At 46.2% G+C, this 19186-nt stretch carries 18 protein-coding genes; 14 read left to right on the plus strand and 4 right to left on the minus strand.

The features are described 5' to 3' along the window. Positions 1 to 178 precede the first annotated feature (178 nt). Complete coding sequence (locus MKY87_RS26125; protein ID WP_338593625.1) at positions 179 to 730, plus strand: TlpA disulfide reductase family protein; 552 nt, start codon at positions 179 to 181, stop codon at positions 728 to 730. An 80-nt stretch (positions 731 to 810) separates the two neighbouring features. Here MKY87_RS26125 and cimA read toward each other — a convergent pair whose 3' ends face one another. Next, positions 811 to 2430, minus strand: a complete 1620-nt coding sequence (gene cimA / locus MKY87_RS26130; protein WP_091017507.1) for a citramalate synthase — start codon at positions 2428 to 2430, stop codon at positions 811 to 813. A 531-nt stretch (positions 2431 to 2961) separates the two neighbouring features. On the opposite strand from cimA, the gene MKY87_RS26135 reads away from it, so the two are divergent. The 3 genes from MKY87_RS26135 (at position 2962) to MKY87_RS26145 (ending at position 6285) form a co-directional block, all read left to right on the plus strand. After that, positions 2962 to 4263 (plus strand): DNA polymerase IV, encoded by a 1302-nt coding sequence (locus MKY87_RS26135; RefSeq protein ID WP_340967555.1) that lies wholly within the window; start codon positions 2962 to 2964, stop codon positions 4261 to 4263. A gap of 117 nt (positions 4264 to 4380) precedes the next feature. Continuing rightward, positions 4381 to 4623, plus strand: a complete 243-nt coding sequence (locus MKY87_RS26140) for a ferredoxin (protein ID WP_091032191.1) — start codon at positions 4381 to 4383, stop codon at positions 4621 to 4623. A gap of 219 nt (positions 4624 to 4842) precedes the next feature. Then, a complete protein-coding gene (locus MKY87_RS26145; RefSeq protein WP_340966801.1) occupies positions 4843 to 6285 on the plus strand; it encodes a L,D-transpeptidase family protein in 1443 nt (480 codons plus the stop codon). Positions 6286 to 6327: 42 nt separating this feature from the next. Here MKY87_RS26145 and MKY87_RS26150 read toward each other — a convergent pair whose 3' ends face one another. Then, positions 6328 to 6465: a hypothetical protein gene (locus MKY87_RS26150; RefSeq protein WP_017689367.1), complete on the minus strand. Its 138-nt coding sequence runs from the start codon at positions 6463 to 6465 to the stop codon at positions 6328 to 6330. 253 nt (positions 6466 to 6718) lie between these two features. Between MKY87_RS26150 and MKY87_RS26155 the strand changes: the two genes are divergently transcribed. The 3 genes from MKY87_RS26155 to MKY87_RS26165 all read left to right on the plus strand — a co-directional run bounded on the left by MKY87_RS26155 (position 6719) and on the right by MKY87_RS26165 (position 9235). After that, entirely contained in the window at positions 6719 to 7816 is a 1098-nt protein-coding gene (locus MKY87_RS26155; RefSeq protein WP_340967556.1) for a quinone-dependent dihydroorotate dehydrogenase, read from the plus strand. Positions 7817 to 7950: 134 nt separating this feature from the next. Then, positions 7951 to 8766, plus strand: a complete 816-nt coding sequence (locus MKY87_RS26160; protein ID WP_091032183.1) for a GTP pyrophosphokinase — start codon at positions 7951 to 7953, stop codon at positions 8764 to 8766. Further along, positions 8753 to 9235: a DUF309 domain-containing protein gene (locus MKY87_RS26165; protein WP_340966803.1), complete on the plus strand. Its 483-nt coding sequence runs from the start codon at positions 8753 to 8755 to the stop codon at positions 9233 to 9235. Before MKY87_RS26160 ends, MKY87_RS26165 begins: the two co-directional genes overlap by 14 nt. Positions 9236 to 9453: 218 nt before the next feature. Here MKY87_RS26165 and MKY87_RS26170 read toward each other — a convergent pair whose 3' ends face one another. Continuing rightward, on the minus strand, positions 9454 to 10002 hold the full coding sequence (locus tag MKY87_RS26170) for a thioredoxin family protein (protein ID WP_036609632.1): 549 nt from the start codon (positions 10000 to 10002) through the stop codon (positions 9454 to 9456). Positions 10003 to 10223: 221 nt separating this feature from the next. Between MKY87_RS26170 and MKY87_RS26175 the strand changes: the two genes are divergently transcribed. From MKY87_RS26175 to MKY87_RS26200, 6 genes are all read left to right on the plus strand, one after another. Continuing rightward, the gene (locus MKY87_RS26175) at positions 10224 to 11921 is read left to right on the plus strand and encodes an RsmB/NOP family class I SAM-dependent RNA methyltransferase (protein ID WP_340966805.1); all 1698 of its coding nucleotides are present in this window, start codon (positions 10224 to 10226) and stop codon (positions 11919 to 11921) included. Next, positions 11918 to 12664 (plus strand): pseudouridine synthase, encoded by a 747-nt coding sequence (locus tag MKY87_RS26180; protein ID WP_340966807.1) that lies wholly within the window; start codon positions 11918 to 11920, stop codon positions 12662 to 12664. Before MKY87_RS26175 ends, MKY87_RS26180 begins: the two co-directional genes overlap by 4 nt. A gap of 495 nt (positions 12665 to 13159) precedes the next feature. Next, positions 13160 to 13963: a Cof-type HAD-IIB family hydrolase gene (locus tag MKY87_RS26185; protein WP_278295848.1), complete on the plus strand. Its 804-nt coding sequence runs from the start codon at positions 13160 to 13162 to the stop codon at positions 13961 to 13963. A gap of 97 nt (positions 13964 to 14060) precedes the next feature. After that, positions 14061 to 15101, plus strand: coding sequence for a hypothetical protein (locus MKY87_RS26190; RefSeq protein ID WP_340966808.1), 1041 nt, complete (start codon positions 14061 to 14063; stop codon positions 15099 to 15101). A gap of 107 nt (positions 15102 to 15208) precedes the next feature. Beyond that, a complete protein-coding gene (locus MKY87_RS26195) occupies positions 15209 to 15760 on the plus strand; it encodes a GNAT family N-acetyltransferase (RefSeq protein ID WP_340966809.1) in 552 nt (183 codons plus the stop codon). 260 nt (positions 15761 to 16020) lie between these two features. Continuing rightward, on the plus strand, positions 16021 to 17151 hold the full coding sequence (locus tag MKY87_RS26200) for a glycosyltransferase family 4 protein (protein ID WP_339784724.1): 1131 nt from the start codon (positions 16021 to 16023) through the stop codon (positions 17149 to 17151). 136 nt (positions 17152 to 17287) lie between these two features. Here MKY87_RS26200 and MKY87_RS26205 read toward each other — a convergent pair whose 3' ends face one another. Next, the gene (locus MKY87_RS26205; protein ID WP_338593654.1) at positions 17288 to 18343 is read right to left on the minus strand and encodes a YkvI family membrane protein; all 1056 of its coding nucleotides are present in this window, start codon (positions 18341 to 18343) and stop codon (positions 17288 to 17290) included. 204 nt (positions 18344 to 18547) lie between these two features. On the opposite strand from MKY87_RS26205, the gene MKY87_RS26210 reads away from it, so the two are divergent. After that, positions 18548 to 19129, plus strand: a complete 582-nt coding sequence (locus MKY87_RS26210) for a xanthine phosphoribosyltransferase (protein WP_036609617.1) — start codon at positions 18548 to 18550, stop codon at positions 19127 to 19129. Positions 19130 to 19186: the final 57 nt, after the last annotated feature.

Below are 19186 nucleotides of genomic sequence, written 5' to 3' on the forward strand. Positions count from 1 at the left end.
TTCATTTTATTTTCTGTAATGCGGATTGTAAAATTTTAAAGGAAAAGGGTACAATAATAAAGAGAACATTTGGCAATCATGTTCTGGTCAACTGTGATAGAGCGTGATAAACATTTAGCATGTGCAGAAATTACGGTTTCAGTTTCAATATGCTAATTATATAAAAGGGTGGCGGGTTATGAAACGAAACATATACATACTCCTTGGTGTTGTCTTGCTGGTTGGTATTGCACTGGCCCAGAATGCGGGTGACGGCATTGCAGCCGTCTTTAAGCAGGAAGAACCGATGCCTACAGAGACGGGACCACGTGCGGGTCTTCTGGCGCCTGCTTTTTCTCTGACAGCAATGGATGGGAAAACGTACAGTGTGGGCGGTGCCAAAGATAAGGCTACGTTCGTCAGTTTCTGGGCATCCTGGTGTGAGCCGTGTAAGCAGGAAGCTCCAGAGCTGAACAGAATGGCTGCGAAATACAAGGATAAGCTTGACATGTATGGGGTTAATGTAACGTCATACGATAAACTCAAAGATGCCAAAGCTTTTGTGGATGAGTACCAACTGACATTCCCTATTCCCTTGGATGAGAAGGGGACAGTGTACGCTCAATACAATGGGGTGGCTTTTCCAACGAATGTTCTGATTGACTCCAGAGGAGTTATACAGGAGATTGTTCTGGGCATATTACCCGAGAAAGAGTTGGAACGTAAGATTAAAGAGCTAGTTGCAAATTAATTTTCTGCAAAGAAAGAAGCCCTTGCATCCATGAATCATGGGTGCAGGGCTTCTTTATATTTTCCGGGAAATAAGCGTTATTAGTGGTTGCTTATCCCATGAGCAGGAATAGGGAGTGTGCCCGGCTCATCCTGCAATTTTTCTTGAAGCAAAGCATAGCGGAAACTGTGTACAAGAGCTTCCCAACTTGCTTCAATTACGTTCTCGGATACACCGACAGTGTTCCATGTGTTCTCCGTATTTTTGGATTCGATCAATACACGAACTTTGGCGGCTGTGGCATCTTTCTCATCCAGTACACGTACTTTGTAGTCTGACAGATGCATATTGGCAAGTGAAGGGAAGTATTGCACCAATGCTTTCCGCAGAGCGTTATCGAGTGCGTTCACCGGACCGTTACCTTCAGCAGCGGTATACACACTTGTTCCAGCTACATTAAGTTTGACAAAAGCTTCAGAAACAACGGATTTGCCCGCCGTTTTCTCCACAAGCATTTTGAATGATTCAAACGTGAACAATTCTTTCATGTCACCGTTCGCTTCACGAATTAACAATTCAAGCGAAGCATCAGCACCTTCGAACTGGTAACCCTGATGCTCCAGGTCTTTGATCTTCTCAATAATCTGACGTGAATTGGCACTGCTTGGATCGAACTCAAGCCCCAGTTCCTGAGCTTTGGATACAATGTTACTTTGTCCGGCAAGTTCCGAGACCAGTACACGTTGTTTGTTACCAACCAGTTCAGGCACGATGTGTTCATAGGTACGTGAATCCCGCAGAATGGCAGAGACGTGAATCCCACCTTTGTGAGCAAAAGCAGCATTGCCGACATAAGGCTGATTAATCGGCATATTCACATTGGCAATCTCGCTAACATAACGAGCCACGTTTGTAAGTTGTCTCATGGAATCCTCAGTAACACATTCATAGCCAAGTTTCAGTTGCAGGTTCGGGATAATGGATGCGAGATTGGCGTTACCGCAACGCTCTCCATAACCGTTCATCGTTCCTTGCACCTGACGGGCTCCGGCTTGTACAGCGCTGAGTGTGTTGGCCACAGCCAGTTCACAATCATTATGTGTATGGATACCGAGATGTGCATGAGGCAGGCTTCTATGCAGTGTGGATACGATCTCGTGCACCTCGTTTGGCATCGTCCCGCCGTTGGTATCACACATGACGAGCCAGTCCGCTCCAGCTTCGTGGGCCTTGGTCAAGACCGCTTGAGCATACTCCGGGTTATGTTTGAATCCGTCAAAGAAGTGTTCTGCATCAAAGATCACTTCCATTCCATTCTGTTTCAGATAGGCGATGGAATCATAGATCATGGACAAATTTTCTTCCAATGTAGTCTGCAAAGCGGTATGCACATGGAAGTCCCATGATTTACCGACCAGGGTTGCAGCCTGAGCACCGGATTCGATCATGCGCTTCAGGTTGGCGTCTTCACTAGCAACACTGCCTTTTCGGCGGGTACTGCCAAAAGCAACAACCTTTGCGTTCAGGTTTAATTCCTTGACTCTTTTGAAAAACTCAATGTCCTTGGTATTGCTGCCGGGAATTCCGCCTTCAATATAATGGACACCCAGGTCATCAAGCTTCTTGGCAATTTTGAGTTTGTCGTCTGCCGATAAGCTGACACCCTCCCCTTGTGTGCCGTCACGTAAAGTCGTATCGAAGATGGAAATGGCCTTTGACATGAAGATCCTCCTTTGAGATAAAGCGCTCTTTTAAAAGTTTGGATTGTAAGTTGGGAAAAGCTGTTAAGTACGTTAGTGGACGAATCCTTCGATTCGGCAACGCTACACTGTGTTAAACTCAATGCGCTGATTTGTCCTAAAGTCGTCAATTTGTATAATTAATTATTATAGCACCATTATAGCCAAATGCTACATAGAAATCGCAGTTTCATGTAACAATTAACGGATTTTAGAGAAAAAAGAAGGATGTTAATCATAATCCGGATGTATGTTATAATCTATTATTGAGTTTTAATTGGAATATATGGAAGAAAAGGAGGGTTAATTTTGAGTTTTGTATGGGAAAATACGATTATTGCTCTGATCACTTTGATATTTTTTGTGAGTGTAGGATGGTTAATTATTCGGTCTCTGATCAGATCCCGCAGAAAATAAATGTTCGTGACTGAATTAACATAATGGGTTTGATATACTATAGAAGAAAGAAATTCGTTTCATTAATTAGTGTGCAAGAAAGGGCGGGGGTTCATGATGTCTTCAGACGGCAATCCTCCAGCGAATGTGGATCAATTTTACCCTACAGCCGGACGGGTGATTCTGCATGTCGATATGAATGCTTTCTACTGCTCTGTACATGAAGCCGAGGAACCAGATTTATATAGAGGAAAAGCAACGGCCGTTGCGGGCAGCAGTGAACTGCGAAAGGGTGTAATTGTAACCTGCTCATATGCCGCTCGTAATCGAGGCATCTCAACAGGTATGGTTGTCCACCAAGCCATGAAAAGGTGCCCTGATCTCATTGTGATTCGTCCTGATTTTCATTTATATCGTCAATATTCAAGAGCTTTCATGCAGATTGCGTATAGTTATACCCCTCAACTTGAGGCAACATCCATTGATGAATGTTATCTTGATATTACAGGTTCAAGGCAATTCGGGAATCCAATGGAGATTGCGGAGAGCATTCAGCGTAGAATCAAGGATGAATTGGGGCTGCCATGTTCCATTGGCATTGCACCCAACAAATTATTGGCGAAAATGGCTTCGGATCTGAAAAAACCGAACGGTATCTCCATTTTACGCATGAGGGACGTACCCCGGATTCTTTGGCACAGACCATGCAACGAGATGTTTGGCATTGGCAAAAAAACGGCTGAAAAGCTGAAAAAACTGGGCATTGAAACGATTGGTCAATTGGCCAAGTCGGACGAGAACATGTTGACCGAACTATTCGGAGTTAATGGAACATGGCTCAAAAATTCTGCGAATGGCATTAACCATTCCGCAGTTCACGCGGAACGGGAAGCTAATAAATCCATTGGGCATACAACCACTCTACCGGCGGATGTATCGGATATGAATGAGATTCATCGGGTATTCCTCAATATAAGTGACCAGGTAGCCAGAAGATTGCGCAAGCACGAAATGTTCAGCCAGGGTATTCAGATTACGATCCGCACACCGGATATGAAGACAATCACCCGATCACGTCTAATGGAAGTTCCTACGGAGGATGCGACGGTCATTTACCGTGAAGCCTGTAAACTATTTGAGAAGCATTGGGGTAGTGGCAAGCCTGTCCGTATGCTGGGTGTGACACTTCAAAACCTGATTCCAAGAGAAGAATCCGCTGTGCAGATGGACTTGTTCGAATATGAGCAGAAGCCCAAGAAGGACAATCTGATTCGGATTATGGATCAGTTACGTGATAAATTTGGTGAGAATGCTGTTGTGACCGCTGGCATGCTTGGAGATGATCCTTCCGTGCTGCTTCGCAATCATAAAGTGCGCGGTACTTCCCTGCAAAAAGATAACTTGCAAAGTCTTGATTAAATAAGGGATAATAGAGACTTGTGGTTGCAAAATGATTTGTAATTATCCTTACTTTGTATTAATATGTTTCTAGATAAAAACACTGTACGTTTCGAATTTTAGGAGGAGAGAATGTAAATGAGTAAATATACTTGGGTTGAAAAAGACACATGCATCGCATGTGGCGCTTGTGGAGCAACAGCTCCTGACATCTACGATTACGATGATGAAGGTTTGGCAGAAGTTATCTTTGACGGCGATGCTAACCATGGTATCAAAGCTATTCCAGACGACTTGTTTGACGATATGCAGGATGCATGCGATGGCTGCCCTACAGATTCAATTAAAGTAGCGGATGAGCCTTTTAATAAAGAGGGTTAAGTATTTCTTGCATGAACACAGAGCACTTTCTTTTGTCTTTACGACAAGGGAAGGTGCTTTTTTTGTTTTCATTTAACTGTGATCTTATGACCTGTGGATCAAGGACGATTATTGTCGAAAACCCTTTTTTCCACCGGGTACTCAAGTCCTATGGATTCAACGCCATGTTATGCCGATATATATGGATATACGGAAAAAGGCGAAATAGTGGAGGATCGGATGCAAAATACTCATCTAAGAACATATGTCAAGAAACATCCCGACAATAAAATGGCTTGGTACTTGCTTGGAAAGGAGTATTTGGGCGAAGGACAGGAGGCCAAAGCCAATTATTGTTTTCAGCAAGCGGGCGAGGTTTACGAAGCATTTGAACGCAGTAAAGCTCCTGCTGACATCTGGGTAGACTATCAGGAGAAACTGGTGGAGATGTCTGAGCAAAAAGAGAAAAAACAACGTAGACGCAAAATGTGGCTTACGTTGTTCATGCTGCTTGTGCTGGCAGGTCTGCCACCTGCGGACGCTCCGGGGTTCAGTCGTGAAGCGGCCGACGCACTGTCAGCAGCACTGGAATCCACAGATGACATCGAAGCGCCTATAGAAGCGGATAAACAGGCTGTGACTGCATCCGCGCCACCAAGTAATGTGTTTACTGCTGCGGCATTTGGTGGAGGCAACCATGGCGAGACTGCGCTCGCAGCTGCCTGGTCCGGGTCTGGCCCAAAAGTAGAGACCTCTGCTGTACTGGGTATGCAAACCTCGGATGACTGGTCTTTATGGAAGCGAAATATGCCTGTGAAATACATAGTACAAACCAATACAAAAGGTAAATTAACTGCACAGAGTTATGATGCCAAGCAATGTAACTGTGAACCTCCTGAAGTCACGCCGAAAATCAAAAAGATGGCTATGGCGTGGACCGCCAAGCAGGAAGCGGCTGCATCATTATCAAGTGCAATCGTTGCCTATCGCAAAAAAAATGACGCTTGGCCCAAGAGTGTAACGCAAATGGCCCAGCCATTTCCGAATAATATTCTGGGCGAGACTGCGCCAGGGATGACCGAGATGTTTCCGAAGCTGTTAGCTTTGCATCAAGGAAAGGCACAGGAAGGAAAGAACGATTCAAGTGGTAAAGAGAATGGTTCAACGACTTCGAATTCGTCTCAAGGCAAAAATGCCGCTTTTGCAGATACGCTGGGAGGTCAGCCTTTTTTGCAGGAACCGCTGGAGATTGTCATTGATAAGGATAAACATAAACTTGCATTAATTAGTGGGAATACCATTGTTCGTATGTATGATGTGGGACTTGGCGGTGATCGAACCCCGGAGGGTTCATTTATCATCACAGATAAAGTGGTCAATCCGAATGGGCGCTCGAACGGTGAGTTTGGAAGCAGAGGTATGCAACTCTCGAGTACAAATTATGCCATCCACGGGACCAACGAGCCAGACAGTATCGGACTGGATGAGTCCCTTGGATGTGTGAGAATGCGTACAGGAGATGTAGAAGAGTTATTCGCTCTTGCTCCGCAAGGCACTCCGGTACGCATTGGAGAAGATGTACTGCCAGATCTGACGCTTGTTCCAGAAGCAAAGCAGCGTTATCAGCATACACTTGTTCCAAAGCAGAATAATCCGAACAAAACGTATCACTGGCTGAATTGATCTGTTGGATATGTAGAATCAGATGGATTCAGCCTGAATCATCTACATGTTGGCAATAATGATAAGAGCACCAATGATGATGATCAAGCCGCCTACACTGGCTGCTGTCCATGCAATGGCTTTGCGATTCACTTCTTCTTTCTTTTGCTGTAATGCAGGTGGTTTACGTTTGGGAGCCATGAGTTATTCCTCCTTATTGGAATAGAACTGGTGTAGAGTAACCATGCTCTCATTGTAAAGAATTCAACTCGTCATTTCCAGTGGGCGGGTGGATTTCTTGTGAGCATTTTGTATTATTCGATTTGTGCTGTCTATGCGCAAACTACTTTCCTTTTTAATAAGAAACAGATAGACTTGTGTGTAGAGTGTTTTTTACATATGAAAAGACGGACAACGGCTTTTTGGCGTACCGGACCAGAACGGAGTGAGTGATTTGTTATACAGAAGTCTTGCTAAACCTTTGTTGTTCAAAATGGACCCTGAACAGGCCCATCATCTGATTATTGGCGGCCTTAGTGGCGTGGGCAGCATCCGTCCGGTTCCTTCCGGACTACGTGTGATGTACGGCGTTCGTGAAACGTCTGATCTGGCTGTTGACATGTTTGGGTGTCATTTCCCTACACCTGTTGGTCTGGCTGCGGGTCTGGACAAAAACGGACAGGCCGTAACGGGCTTTTCTTCCATCGGATTTGGATTCATGGAAGTGGGAACCGTGACACCACTTGCACAACCAGGTAACGATCAACCACGACTGTTCCGTTTGCCTCCGGATGAGGCTTTGGTGAACCGAATGGGCTTCAACAATCTTGGTGCGGAAGCCATGGCAGGAGAACTTTCACGTCTACAGGATCGGCGTATTCCAGTGGCTGTTAACATCGGCAAGAATAAGGCAACGTCTAATGAGGAAGCTCACTTGGACTATTCGAAGTGCATTCAGGCACTATACGATTATGCTGATCTGTTCGTGGTTAATATCAGTTCACCAAATACACCGGATTTGCGTAATCTGCAACATGGGAATGAATTGAAGGAACTGCTCGCTGCGGTTATGAACGAGATGAACGTGCAGCATGCACGAGCGGGCGGAGCGACCAAATCCGTTCTGGTGAAGATTGCACCGGATGTGAATGATCAGGAACTTGAATATATGGTTCGCACAATTGCAGACAGCGGTGTTGCTGGCATTATTGCAACGAACACAACCATCAGTCGTACAGGACTTTCCCACCAACATGCAAAAGAGACTGGCGGTCTGAGCGGTAAACCTCTACGTGAGCGTTCTACGGAGATTATTCGCCAGATCTATCGTCAGACCGAAGGCAAACTTCCGATCATCGGTTCAGGTGGCATTTTCACAAGTGAAGATGCATACGAGAAAATTAAAGCCGGAGCAAGTCTGGTCGAAATATATACAGCATTAATCTACGAAGGACCTGAGGTGAATCGGCGTATTCATGCCGGACTGCGTGAGTTACTGCGCAAGGACGGTTATCGTCATATCTCTGAAGCGGTTGGTGCGGAGCATCGTTAAGAAGGAATGTGGATCCCCGGATTGAAAATATAGAAGCATGGAAGAGCGTAAAATGGTTCGGGACTCTTCCCCCCACCAAACATCATGTATAATGGAATAGAACAGGGGACGCTATAGAGACAGGAGGCATAAGCATGGACGGTAGAGACTGGGGTACATTTTTACTTCCTTATGAACAAGCGGTAGAGGAATTAAAAGTCAAGTTTAAGACAATGCGGGCGGAGCTGAAAAAACGGGAAGAGTATGCCCCGATTGAATTCGTTACCGGTCGTGTCAAAAAAATATCCAGTATTCTGGAGAAATCCAGACGACTGAATGTGTCGCTTGATGACGTGGAGACAGGCATTGAGGATATTGCAGGTATCCGTATCATGTGCCAATTCGTAGATGATATCCGTCGGGTTGCCGAATACATTCGAGGCCGCAAGGATCTCACGGTACTCATTGAGAAAGATTATATTACGAATTTCAAAGAGAGCGGTTATCGCAGCTTCCATATGATTATTGAGTATCCCGTTCAGACGGCTCTGGGACAAAAGATCGTATTGGCCGAGATTCAGATCCGGACACTTGCCATGAATTTCTGGGCTACCATTGAACATTCTCTGAGTTACAAATTCCGGGAGAGCTTACCGGATGACATGCGAGCCAGGCTGAAAAAAACAGCTGAGGCTGCTTTTGTACTGGATAATGAGATGTCTGCAATTCGTCTACAGATTTTGGAGGCGCAGAAGGCATTTGAGGATGATTCCAATATCGTGTCAAGAACATTGAATATCATTCATCAATTGTACTTCTACCACCTTGTCAGCGAAGCGATTGAAGCACAGAAGCGATTTAACGATTACTGGGAACGGCATGATATGGAAGGGCTCAAAGACTTGCTCGATGACGTGAAGAAACTTCTGAACAACGCCAGAAAGGGCGAAAACCCGGATGAGCATCTATGAGCCACTGTACATTGACTACTTAATCTACTTCAATCGGGATCAGGATTATTTCGAGTGCCATGAGGTGCTGGAAGAATTGTGGCTTGAACGTAACCGGAATTCTCTCTATAAAGGGTTGTTGCAAATTGCGGTTGGTTTATACCACTTCAGGAATGGCAATCTCCGCGGAGGAACGATGATGTTACAGAGCTCGCTTGATCTTCTGGAACCTTATCCTGCTACAATTCTGGGCATTGACCTTGGGACTTTGGTACGGGATGTACAGGAAATCGTGAAGGAACTGTCCCTATCAGATGTTCAGTCTGTGACTTACAGGGATTTGTCCATACGAATTGTTGATGAGGTCTTAGAACAAGAGATATCTAGAAGATCGCTTGAGCTAAAACCTAATATTCCGCAACGGCGCAGTCCTACCAGAGGGCGAATATACGAAGAGAAGATGAAGGCGATGGATCAGGGTAAAATTTAAGCCGTAATCAGCGTTAACATCCAAATGAGCATCCCATGGATATGAAGTTCCATGTATATGAAACACCCCGACGATTCCTGTAAAGGGAAAGATCGGGGTGTTTTTGAATGTTGCGTCTTATTCAGATGATTGCAGGTGGCACAGCCTGTCCTTCAACAGAACAGTGTCTGGTTATACAAGTGCCTTATTGTAGATACTTATGGAAACGGATCTAGCAGTTAGCTTGCCGAAGGAGCGGCACTGCCTTTATATTTTTGGAAAAATTGTTTGTAATCATCCAGTGTGTAGCCTTGGTCACTGCCATTCTCTTTCAGTCCGCCAACCATACGGTCTTTTTCGACACCAGCCTCATAATAGACGAGTGTAGGCGTGAACTCGATATTGTAATCGGTCCATCCTGCTTCGAATTCACGCAGATTGAACTGCGGAAGCTCAATACCTTCACTGTCAACCAGTGGCATCAACTGAGGTGTTGTTGCACGGCAGTGCGAGCAATCGGAAGCGAAGAAATAAACAAAAAAGCTGTCTTTGTTATCGATTTTGGCTTTGAGATCAGTGGGTACAATAATTTGTTGATAGTTGGGATCACTAAGTAGCTCGCGTGTAGCTGGATTAAGCTTGGAAGCAGCGATGCCATAAGCATTTTCGACTGAATCCATCTGTTTCTTGGATTGCTGGTCTACGACAACCAGTGCTGCAATCATAATGATTAAAATACCCAGGAATATAAGGATCGCAGCACTTTTCTTTTTCTTCTTGGATTTCATTGGACATCCCCCATCGATCATATCGAAATATAGTTTGGGCAAAAATAAAGGTTGGGATTATATGCATAAACACCCGAATTTTTGCTCAGGAATCAATCTACTTGCCAGTATACTACATTACACGCTGTAGTGGAATAGATACGATATGATAGGAAAGCAAAGCTTGGATATGATAAAATAAAACGATATTGCAATCTTACCAAGACAGGATGAGTGGGAATATGGGTGTAAAGTTACCTTTGATATTTGCTGAGCGAATGAAAAGTTTGCTGGGTGATGAGTTTGAACAATTTATGAAATCGTATGAACAGTCTCCCCATGCGGGACTGAGAGTGAATACGTTAAAAATATCGATGGAACAATTCGATGAGATTGCTCCGTTTGATCTAAGACCTATTCCGTGGTGTGAGACAGGATTCTATGTACCTCATGGTGTTAAACCGGGGCTGCACCCTTATTATCATGCAGGCCTGTATTATATACAGGAACCAAGTGCAATGGCTCCAGTCGAATTATTGCAGGTGGAGCCTGGAGATCGTGTGCTTGATCTGTGTGCTGCTCCGGGAGGGAAAACAACACAGATTGCTGCAAAGCTGCAAGGCAAGGGTGTACTTGTGACGAACGATATCCATGCTGAACGCACAAAAGCACTGGCCAAGAACGTGGAATTGTACGGGGTGCGGAACGCCGTTGTTTTGAATGAGTCGCCAGAGCGGATCGCAAATGCATTTCCGCATTATTTTGACAAACTATTAATCGATGCGCCTTGTTCAGGTGAAGGTATGTTCCGCAAGGATGAAGACATGGTGAAATCGTGGGAACATCATTCGGTGGAAAAATGTGTACTTATGCAGCGCGATATTCTTGAAACTGCGGCACGATTACTGGCTCCAGGAGGTACGATTGTATACTCGACCTGTACCTTTGCACCGGAGGAAAATGAAGCGATGATTGCGGAGTTCCTGAATGTAAACCGGGATTTCGTAGTAATGGACATTCCTGATGAGACAGGGTTCGCTCCAGGACGTCCGGAATGGGTACGTCAGATGATGCCTGAGAAGGCCGATGAGACGGAAGCTGTGCTGGATCAAACGCGTGGTACCGCAAGATTGTGGCCTCACCTTTTGGAAGGGGAAGGACATTATGTCGCTGTATTACAGCATCGTGCAGGGCAAGAAGTAGAAACAGATCAACCTGGAGTAGTTAAAGAAGGAGCAATGGAGTATGGACAGGTCGTGGATGTGTCCAGGATTGAAGTAGAGGGGAACAAGGATCACTCTATTGCTGCTTCTTCAATTGCTATGACCAAGGCTGATCGCAAAAAGGAACGTTTATTGCGAATTGAATCCCGAGAGTCCCATGACAGACAGGCTGGTGGCGGCAAGAATTCGGGTAGACAGAGCAAAAAAGGTAAAGATCACGGCGGACGTAAATCGGAACGGGGTCAGGGACATGGAGCTGATCCGGCAAGTATTGATCCGGTTGCGATCTACACTCAGTTTATGAAAGAACAATTGGAGATTGAGTTAACTGGAGAAACGGTATGTTACGGAGATCGTGTGTATCAATCCTCGGTTGGTGCAGCTCGGTTGGAGGGACTGAAAGTCATTCGACCAGGCTGGTTTATGGGAACGATCAAGAATGGAAGATTTGTCCCGTCCCACCCGCTTGCTTGTGCTCTGAATGCATCTGAAGCACGGCGAAGCGTGAATCTGTCATCTGCTGATGGCGAGGCTGTGAGGTACCTCAAGGGTGAAACGTTAAATATTGAAGAAGAACGAGTGGTGCTCAAGGCGGATACGTTTGCCAAAGGGTACGTTCTTGTATGTGTAGATGGTTATGCTGCTGGCTGGGGAAAATGGCTGGATGGTGTACTGAAGAATGAATATCCGGCAGGCTGGAGGTGGACATCGGTATGAGTGGAAAAGGCAAACAAACGTTGCGTCTGGACAAAATATTAAGCCATATGGGTGTAGGAACACGAAGTGAACTTAAAAAGATGGTGAAACAAGGCAGAATCCATGTGGACGGCAAAGCGGTGAAAGACAGTGGTGTACAGGTGAATCCCGAGGTCAACGTCATTGAAGCCGATGGCGAGCGGATTGTGTATCGGGAGATGATCTATCTGATGCTGCATAAACCTCCGGGTGTTGTGTCTGCTACCGAGGATAACAGAGATAAGACGGTACTGGATCTGCTACGCAAAGAGGATCGGGTCTTCAATCCGTTTCCTGTGGGACGACTGGATAAGGATACGGAGGGACTGCTCATTCTTACGAATGACGGTCCACTTGCCCATGATCTGTTATCTCCACGCAAGCATGTGCCCAAAACCTATGAAGCCCGTGTTCTGGGAAACGTGGATGAAGTGGATGTGCAACGTTTCAAGGCGGGCATTCAATTGGATGACGGATACGAAACGCTGCCGGCCCAACTGACTATACTTGGTCAGGAAGAAACGGAAGAAGGTAAGATCTCGTCGATCTCGCTTATTATTCACGAAGGGAAATTTCACCAGGTAAAACGTATGTTTCAGGCGGTAGGCAAGCGAGTGATTTATCTGAAACGCGTAGCCATGGGTGAGCTGGAACTAGCTTCCGATCTTGCTATCGGAAGCTATCGTGAACTAACCGCAGATGAGTTGAGCCTTCTGCGGAAGTAAAAGCTCCCGACCTTCGCGAAGCGGAGCAGGGAGTTGTGGAGGGAAGCGAAGCCCCGATACTAACGCCGCAGGCGAAAAGCTCCCGACCTTCGCGAAGCGGAGCAGGGAGTTGTGGAGGGAAGCGAAGCCCCGATACTAACGCCGCAGGCGAAAAGCTCCCGACCTTCGCGAAGCGGAGCAGGGAGTTGTGGAGGGAAGCGAAGCCCCGATACTAACGCCGCAGGCGAAAAGCTCCCGACCTTCACGAAGTGGAGCAGGGAGCCGGGCAGAAAGCGAAGCCTTGCCCGTAATGGTCCCGGTTAAGCTTGGGCGGGACCGCCGCTGACCAGCGGTGTGCCCGGCAACAAGCGTTCCTACGACAACCGTGACATAGCAAGATCCGACCTAACACCGGTGAGCAAGACGGGAGTCCAGAGGGCAGAGCCCTCTGGGGCCCTCCCTCGGAAGGGAGGGTTTGGGTGGGTGCGACTACTAACAGATGAGGATGAAGCTAGAATGACCTATAAATTAATTGCACTTGATGTAGATGGAACACTGCTGAATGATCATCATGAACTAACCGAATGGACTCAGGAGACCTTGATCCAAGCTTCCCGTCAGGGAGCAGAGATCGTTCTGTGTTCAGGTAGAGGTCCTGCCAACACGATTCCTTTTATGGAGCAGATGGGACTGGATGGATATGTGATTACACATAATGGTGCCGTAACGGCGCAAGTGGATACCCGTGAGGTGGTTCATCATTTTGCATTAGATGGACAAGGACTAGAGCCGATCATATCGTACTGTCGAACCAATGGAGTACATTTTGACATCAATACGGCATTTGGTCTATATGTGGATCAACCGGAAGGTTTGGGTTTGCAGGTGCGTGAGATGTATTACAACTTTATGGCCGAGCCACTGAAGTTACCCAAGTGGGTTGATATGACAGAACCGCTGGCCAAATTCACTGCATTTGGACCGATCGAACAGATGGATGCAGTACTTCAGGAATGGTCTACCTGGAATCTGCCTTATTATATGACACGGAGTGGTGACTTTTTTATTGATCTGATGCATCCCGAAGCGTCCAAAGGCGCTGCGCTTAAAAGGCTTGCCGAATCGAAGGGAATCTTGCCTTCGGAGATCATGGCGATTGGTAACTACTTCAATGATATTACGATGCTGACCTTTGCGGGCAAAGGCATTGCCATGGATAACTCACCGGACGAGGTGAAAGCTGCTGCGGACGAGGTTACACTCTCGAATAACGAGCAGGGTGTGGCACACGCGATCCAAAAATATGTGTTATCCGTCTAACCTTACATCTAATATTTGAAATGCACGCTTCCCTCATAATCTACCGTCCTCAGGGGCATCCTAAGAGAATAACGTTAGGAATGGAGGAGGACGCGTGATGAAATATGATGTGGAATTGGTTGCAGACCTGCGGACATCAGGTGGAGAAGTAAAGGACGTGATGGTCAATGGTCAATATGCAGGCTCACTTTTCCTTGTGTACAGAGAAGGAGATCGTTTATCAGGTAGTCTTCAGATCGAGCAGGAGTCTTTGACAGATGGTACAGAGGAACGTATCGTGGAAAAAGTGCATGCCTATGTTCGATCTCTTGCAGATGCGTTGGAAGCTGCATATTATGAAGTGTTGGTTAGTTGTGGCTCATTACATTCGGTTCTGCATCAGCCTGAGTCAGAGACAGTGTGGCCGTCTGAAGAGAGGAATCATGACGAAGGCAGCTATGATGATATAGAGAGCAGTGGAAGTAAGGTAATTCCTGTTTCACAAGCCGAATCGTTTACATATGAAGATCGGGATCAGGTTCTGGAGATGGAAATGGTAAGCGCAGGACGCAGCATATCGACGTATATTTTCAATGATGTAGAAGGGCAGGAATTAGCAGAAGCTTCCTTAAAACAATATGGCGCTGATGTACAAGGTGAAATACACTGGTATGACGAGCCGGAAGAGAATCAATTGGAAGCTGCGGCAGAGTTGCTGGTCAGAGAGCTGGATGAAGATGTCATCGATACGATTACGATTCGCATGTGGCATCAGGGCAACGAACTCGAAACGCTAGAGTGGGTACATCGCGATTTCTCCGAGGAATTTGAGGATACCGATGAATCGGATCTGGATGAGTTGGAAGCTGCTGAAGAAACATGTTATGTCATGCTAAAGCGTAAGGATCGGGAGTTCCGGGTATATGAGCTGTTTCTTCAGGAACGAGGTGGATTGCCTGTGGGAACAGCAACAATAGACACTTCTCATTCCGATCTGACGGGATACATTGATTACGAGGTTCCTGGTACCAGTATTCAGCGAAAGAGCCTGGTCGAAGTGTTGATGCAGGAGTTGGACAAGGAAATGGAGTTTGATACTCTGCACCTTACGATGTTGTATCGAAATCAGATTATTGATGAAGCCAGAATAGATGGGTAAAAGGCAGCTGCCTTTTACCTTTTTTTGTTCTCATTCATTTTGACGAAAAATCCATTTCCCGGTATAGTACCATTAGTTTAAAAGAGATCAGGAAGCGGAGGAGAACAATGAGGCACTCATTCAAGATTAGTAGCGAATATATTAACGATGGTTTTCAAGCGGTTCAGGCGAAGCCGGAAGACACGGAGGATGTGATGTCCCTGCTGGTGGAGACAGCCGAATGGTTACAAAGCCAAGGTTCTTCCCAATGGAATGCTTTGCTTAAAGGTGAAGATTCACATGATACGGCAGGGGCGATTCGGCGTGGGGATGTGTTTGTATTTAAAAAAGGAGCGGACGTAGCGGGGATGGTCATCCTTTTGGTTCAGCCAAGCCCTTGGGATATTCATCTTTGGGGTTCAAAAGCTCATGCCGAGGATGGTGCGATTTATCTGCATCGGCTAGCGATTCGAAGAAAATATGCTCAGAGCGGTCTGGGACGGTCCATTTTGCAATGGTCCAGCAGTGGCATACATTTTGAAGGCAAACATACTTTTCGGTTAGATTGCGGAGCGAGCAATGCTACGTTGAACGCCTTTTACGCGCGGAATGGGTATACTTTTTTGGGAGAGACCGATGGTTACAGTACATATGAGAAGCCCGTGGAGCTACTGAGCTGAGAATTCTGACTACCCAATGAATATGTTGACAACAAACGCGAGCGGTTAACTGCTGAATTAAAGCTTTTGCTTCTGAGAGGCACGTTTCATGAATATGTTGTATATACGAGTTGGTGAACAAAAGCTTGGTCAGTTTAGCTTTGATTGAGCGGTTTAAATAGCCAAAAGTTTGCACTATCTTACGTAATATAGATGTTCCGGCTTCCCTATGTCATAATGGATAGTAGATCAGTACGTAAGTGGAAAGGGGGAAACTAACAGTGAAATTGCTGCAGGCGCTTTTCTTTCCTCCGGAGCAGCCCGGAGGTGTATCCTCTATGATTCCGTATATGCAAGAGAGATTTACAACCCCGAGGTGGGAAATGGATCTGTTCTCGTTGCCAAAACGAATTCGCAACAAGGGCAGAGAGGAAGTTCAGTTCGAAACGTTTGACTGGACGGAATATCAGGATAGTCCTGTTGTCCAAAAATATATTCAAACTTATCGTGATTATCTATGGTGGACCAAACTGCGTATTCAGAAGCCCTATGATCTGATCCATGCCCACCACCCAATTGCAGGACTTGCGATGAAAACGGTTTTCCCGGATACACCCCTCATTCAGACGATTCACTCCAGTTATGAACGAGAATTAATCCTTAATGGACGCATTGAAACGGATGGACCCGAGCATCGATTCCTGCTTGCGATATATGGTGAGCTGGAACACCAGGCAGAGCGTCTCTTAACGGTGTCGGATTCGTTCCGTCGTTATCTGGCTCCCTACGTAAAGGAACCTGATGTCATCGGTGTGATTCCCAATGGATTTGATGAGAAGCGGTTTAAGCCGATTCCTCATGATAATGCGATACCACAACTGGTCACGGTATGTCGGCTTGTTCCGGCGAAAGGGTTGGATATTCTTTTCAAAGCTTGTGCGGAACTGAAGGGCCGAGGTCATGATTATGTGTTACATATTATTGGAGATGGACCGATTCGTCCTGATCTGGAAGAATTGGCGCAGCGATTGGGGATCTATAATGAGACCATCTTCTATGGTTACACGCTGCACCCTGAGGAATTCATGCCATTCTTTGATGTTTTTGTACTTCCTTCACGGGCAGAAGCATTTGGTTCCGTCTTCGCTGAAGCGGCGCTGAGTTGTCTTGCCCTTGTGGGTACGGATGTAGGTGGTATACCGGAACAGATCGAGAACGGTAGCAATGGGTTGCTTGTACCGGCAGAAGATCCTTCTGCACTGGCTGAAGCACTTGAAAAGGTGATGCTGGACCCGGCTTATCGTTATGAACTTGCCCGTTCAGCGTGTGAAAAAGCCAAGACACATTACTCGCTCGGCAGATCGGTCAATGAGTTGAAAAAGATGTATCTACAGTTTCCTAGCCAAGCCTAAAACGTAGAGCAAAAAGTGCGAGCCGCTGTGATAAACAGCGGCTTTTTGTCATGTTTAACGAAAGAGTACCCGCGGTGACTTGTGGTTATAAGGCAAACGAATGCTCATATTCATGAAGTACATGGACCGTGAGATTTCATATATTGTTGCGTTTACGAAAGGTGCCCCAGCGGTTCAGTACCAATTTGGCAGCCCAGATTAATGCCATACTTCCAAAGATGGGGTAAAGGATGGACAGCAGGGAACTGAATCCAAACTGACTGAGTGAGTAACACAACAGCATAATGGTTAATGTAATGAAACGGGGGTGGACGCGTATATGTTGTCTGAGTTGCAAGGTCATTCCATAGATATCGGCTACAAAGGTACTGAATATTTCCATGAAAATAAGGGATACATATACAGATTGCACTGCCCATCCAAGTTGAAAGGCAATGCTACCCATCGGGATTTCGAATTGAATGATGCCGGGCATCTGAGCCGACATGGCAAAATGAGCTGCCATCAGCATGAAACCAACACCAATTCCACCCAATACTCCACCCCATTTCAGCACACTCCGACTACGAATCTGGTTACCTACAGGCACAAGAACAGCTTGAGCCAACACCAGATTGAATGAAGTATACAACAGTGGAGACAGCCACACTTGAACAGGGTTTGAGTCTGTCGTCAGTGTGATGAATCGGGAAGCGCCTGGATGATGGATGGTACTGGTGATCATGAGCAGAGATAACAGGAGCATCATGGGCACGACGATGCTATTCATTTGTAGGATGGCCTGAATGCCTCGACCGAGAAGCAGATATGTCCCTACAAGTGTGACGATCAGACCTGTCTGATAATGCAAACCCAGATGTTCGACAAAAACGGAACCTGCTCCGGCAAGCATGACACTGTTCACGCCAATGAGAATGAGAAGGGTCACCCAGGTGATCCATTTTCCCGCCTTGTGGCCGAATAAATGTTTGTTCAGATCCTCATAAGAGCGGGACCCGGTATCGTGAGCGATCAGCATCATTTTGGTACCTAACCAGACAAAGAGCATGGTAGATAAGCCTATGGTGATGGTGGCCCATTTGCCATACTGGGTAAAAAACTGCAAAATTTCCTGCCCTGTAGCGAAGCCGGCTCCGACAACCGTTCCGATGTATGTAAATGCGATCTGCAGCACCCGAAATGCCTGTTTCATGTGTTTCCCCTCTCAGGCCCCTGTATAGTTTGGACATGCGGGTACCATGGTACAAGGTATGCTTGACCCACGAAAGTCATGACAATCGATAATGAGCTTTGGCTTGAATTGCGTCTCAAGGACAGCGCCCAGGCAATTTCGCTTGAACTTATAGATAGATATATGATACTTTTACCTCATAGGATAGGCTTGGGAGGTCAAATCATGGAATTATTGAAACAACGAATTTTACAAGAAGGTGTGGTTATCTCGGATCAAGTATTAAAGCTGGATGGTCTGTTGAACCACCAGATTGATCCTGCATTAACGATGGAGATGGGACGTGAGTTCGCTGCCCGTTTTCGTGAAAGTGGAGTGACTCGGGTAATTACGGTAGAATCCTCAGGGATTCCGGTTGCTTTTGCCGCAGCCTATGAACTTGGGGTGCCCCTTGTATTCGCCCGTCGCAAAAAAACACTTCTGGCTGATCCTGATGCTTACTGTGAACGCGTACCGTCCTTTACCAAAGGAATTGTAACTGACATTATGGTATCCCGCGAGTTCATCCATGAGAATGACCGTATTTTGTTCATTGATGATATCATTGCCAATGGAGATGCCGCTCGTGGCGTCATCAAAATTATCGAGCGTTCCGGTGCGGAACTCGTCGGATTCGGCGTTGTGGTCGAGAAAAGTTTCCAGGCAGGGGCACGCACGATTCGTGAACAGGGTATTCCGGTGGAAGCCTTGGTACGCATTCGTTCCCTGAACGATGGTACGGTACAATTTGACGATAACGAAATGTGACATTTTAAAGGAATAGGGCCTATTTTTTGAACTATGCCTTTGCATGACCGCGGATTT

The organism is Paenibacillus sp. FSL R7-0198 (assembly GCF_038000415.1).
In the GTDB taxonomy this organism is placed as follows: domain Bacteria; phylum Bacillota; class Bacilli; order Paenibacillales; family Paenibacillaceae; genus Paenibacillus.

Excerpts from the sequence above, each read along its gene's own strand:
- MKY87_RS26125 (WP_338593625.1), top strand. The coding sequence starts at position 179 with ATGAAACGAAACATATACATACTCCTTGGTGTTGTCTTGCTGGTTGGT.
- cimA (WP_091017507.1), bottom strand. The coding sequence starts at position 2,430 with ATGTCAAAGGCCATTTCCATCTTCGATACGACTTTACGTGACGGCACA.
- MKY87_RS26135 (WP_340967555.1), top strand. The coding sequence starts at position 2,962 with ATGTCTTCAGACGGCAATCCTCCAGCGAATGTGGATCAATTTTACCCT.
- MKY87_RS26140 (WP_091032191.1), top strand. The coding sequence starts at position 4,381 with ATGAGTAAATATACTTGGGTTGAAAAAGACACATGCATCGCATGTGGC.
- MKY87_RS26145 (WP_340966801.1), top strand. The coding sequence starts at position 4,843 with ATGCAAAATACTCATCTAAGAACATATGTCAAGAAACATCCCGACAAT.
- MKY87_RS26150 (WP_017689367.1), bottom strand. The coding sequence starts at position 6,465 with ATGGCTCCCAAACGTAAACCACCTGCATTACAGCAAAAGAAAGAAGAA.
- MKY87_RS26160 (WP_091032183.1), top strand. The coding sequence starts at position 7,951 with ATGGACGGTAGAGACTGGGGTACATTTTTACTTCCTTATGAACAAGCG.
- MKY87_RS26165 (WP_340966803.1), top strand. The coding sequence starts at position 8,753 with ATGAGCATCTATGAGCCACTGTACATTGACTACTTAATCTACTTCAAT.
- MKY87_RS26170 (WP_036609632.1), bottom strand. The coding sequence starts at position 10,002 with ATGAAATCCAAGAAGAAAAAGAAAAGTGCTGCGATCCTTATATTCCTG.
- MKY87_RS26175 (WP_340966805.1), top strand. The coding sequence starts at position 10,224 with ATGGGTGTAAAGTTACCTTTGATATTTGCTGAGCGAATGAAAAGTTTG.
- MKY87_RS26180 (WP_340966807.1), top strand. The coding sequence starts at position 11,918 with ATGAGTGGAAAAGGCAAACAAACGTTGCGTCTGGACAAAATATTAAGC.
- MKY87_RS26185 (WP_278295848.1), top strand. The coding sequence starts at position 13,160 with ATGACCTATAAATTAATTGCACTTGATGTAGATGGAACACTGCTGAAT.
- MKY87_RS26190 (WP_340966808.1), top strand. The coding sequence starts at position 14,061 with ATGAAATATGATGTGGAATTGGTTGCAGACCTGCGGACATCAGGTGGA.
- MKY87_RS26195 (WP_340966809.1), top strand. The coding sequence starts at position 15,209 with ATGAGGCACTCATTCAAGATTAGTAGCGAATATATTAACGATGGTTTT.
- MKY87_RS26205 (WP_338593654.1), bottom strand. The coding sequence starts at position 18,343 with ATGAAACAGGCATTTCGGGTGCTGCAGATCGCATTTACATACATCGGA.
- MKY87_RS26210 (WP_036609617.1), top strand. The coding sequence starts at position 18,548 with ATGGAATTATTGAAACAACGAATTTTACAAGAAGGTGTGGTTATCTCG.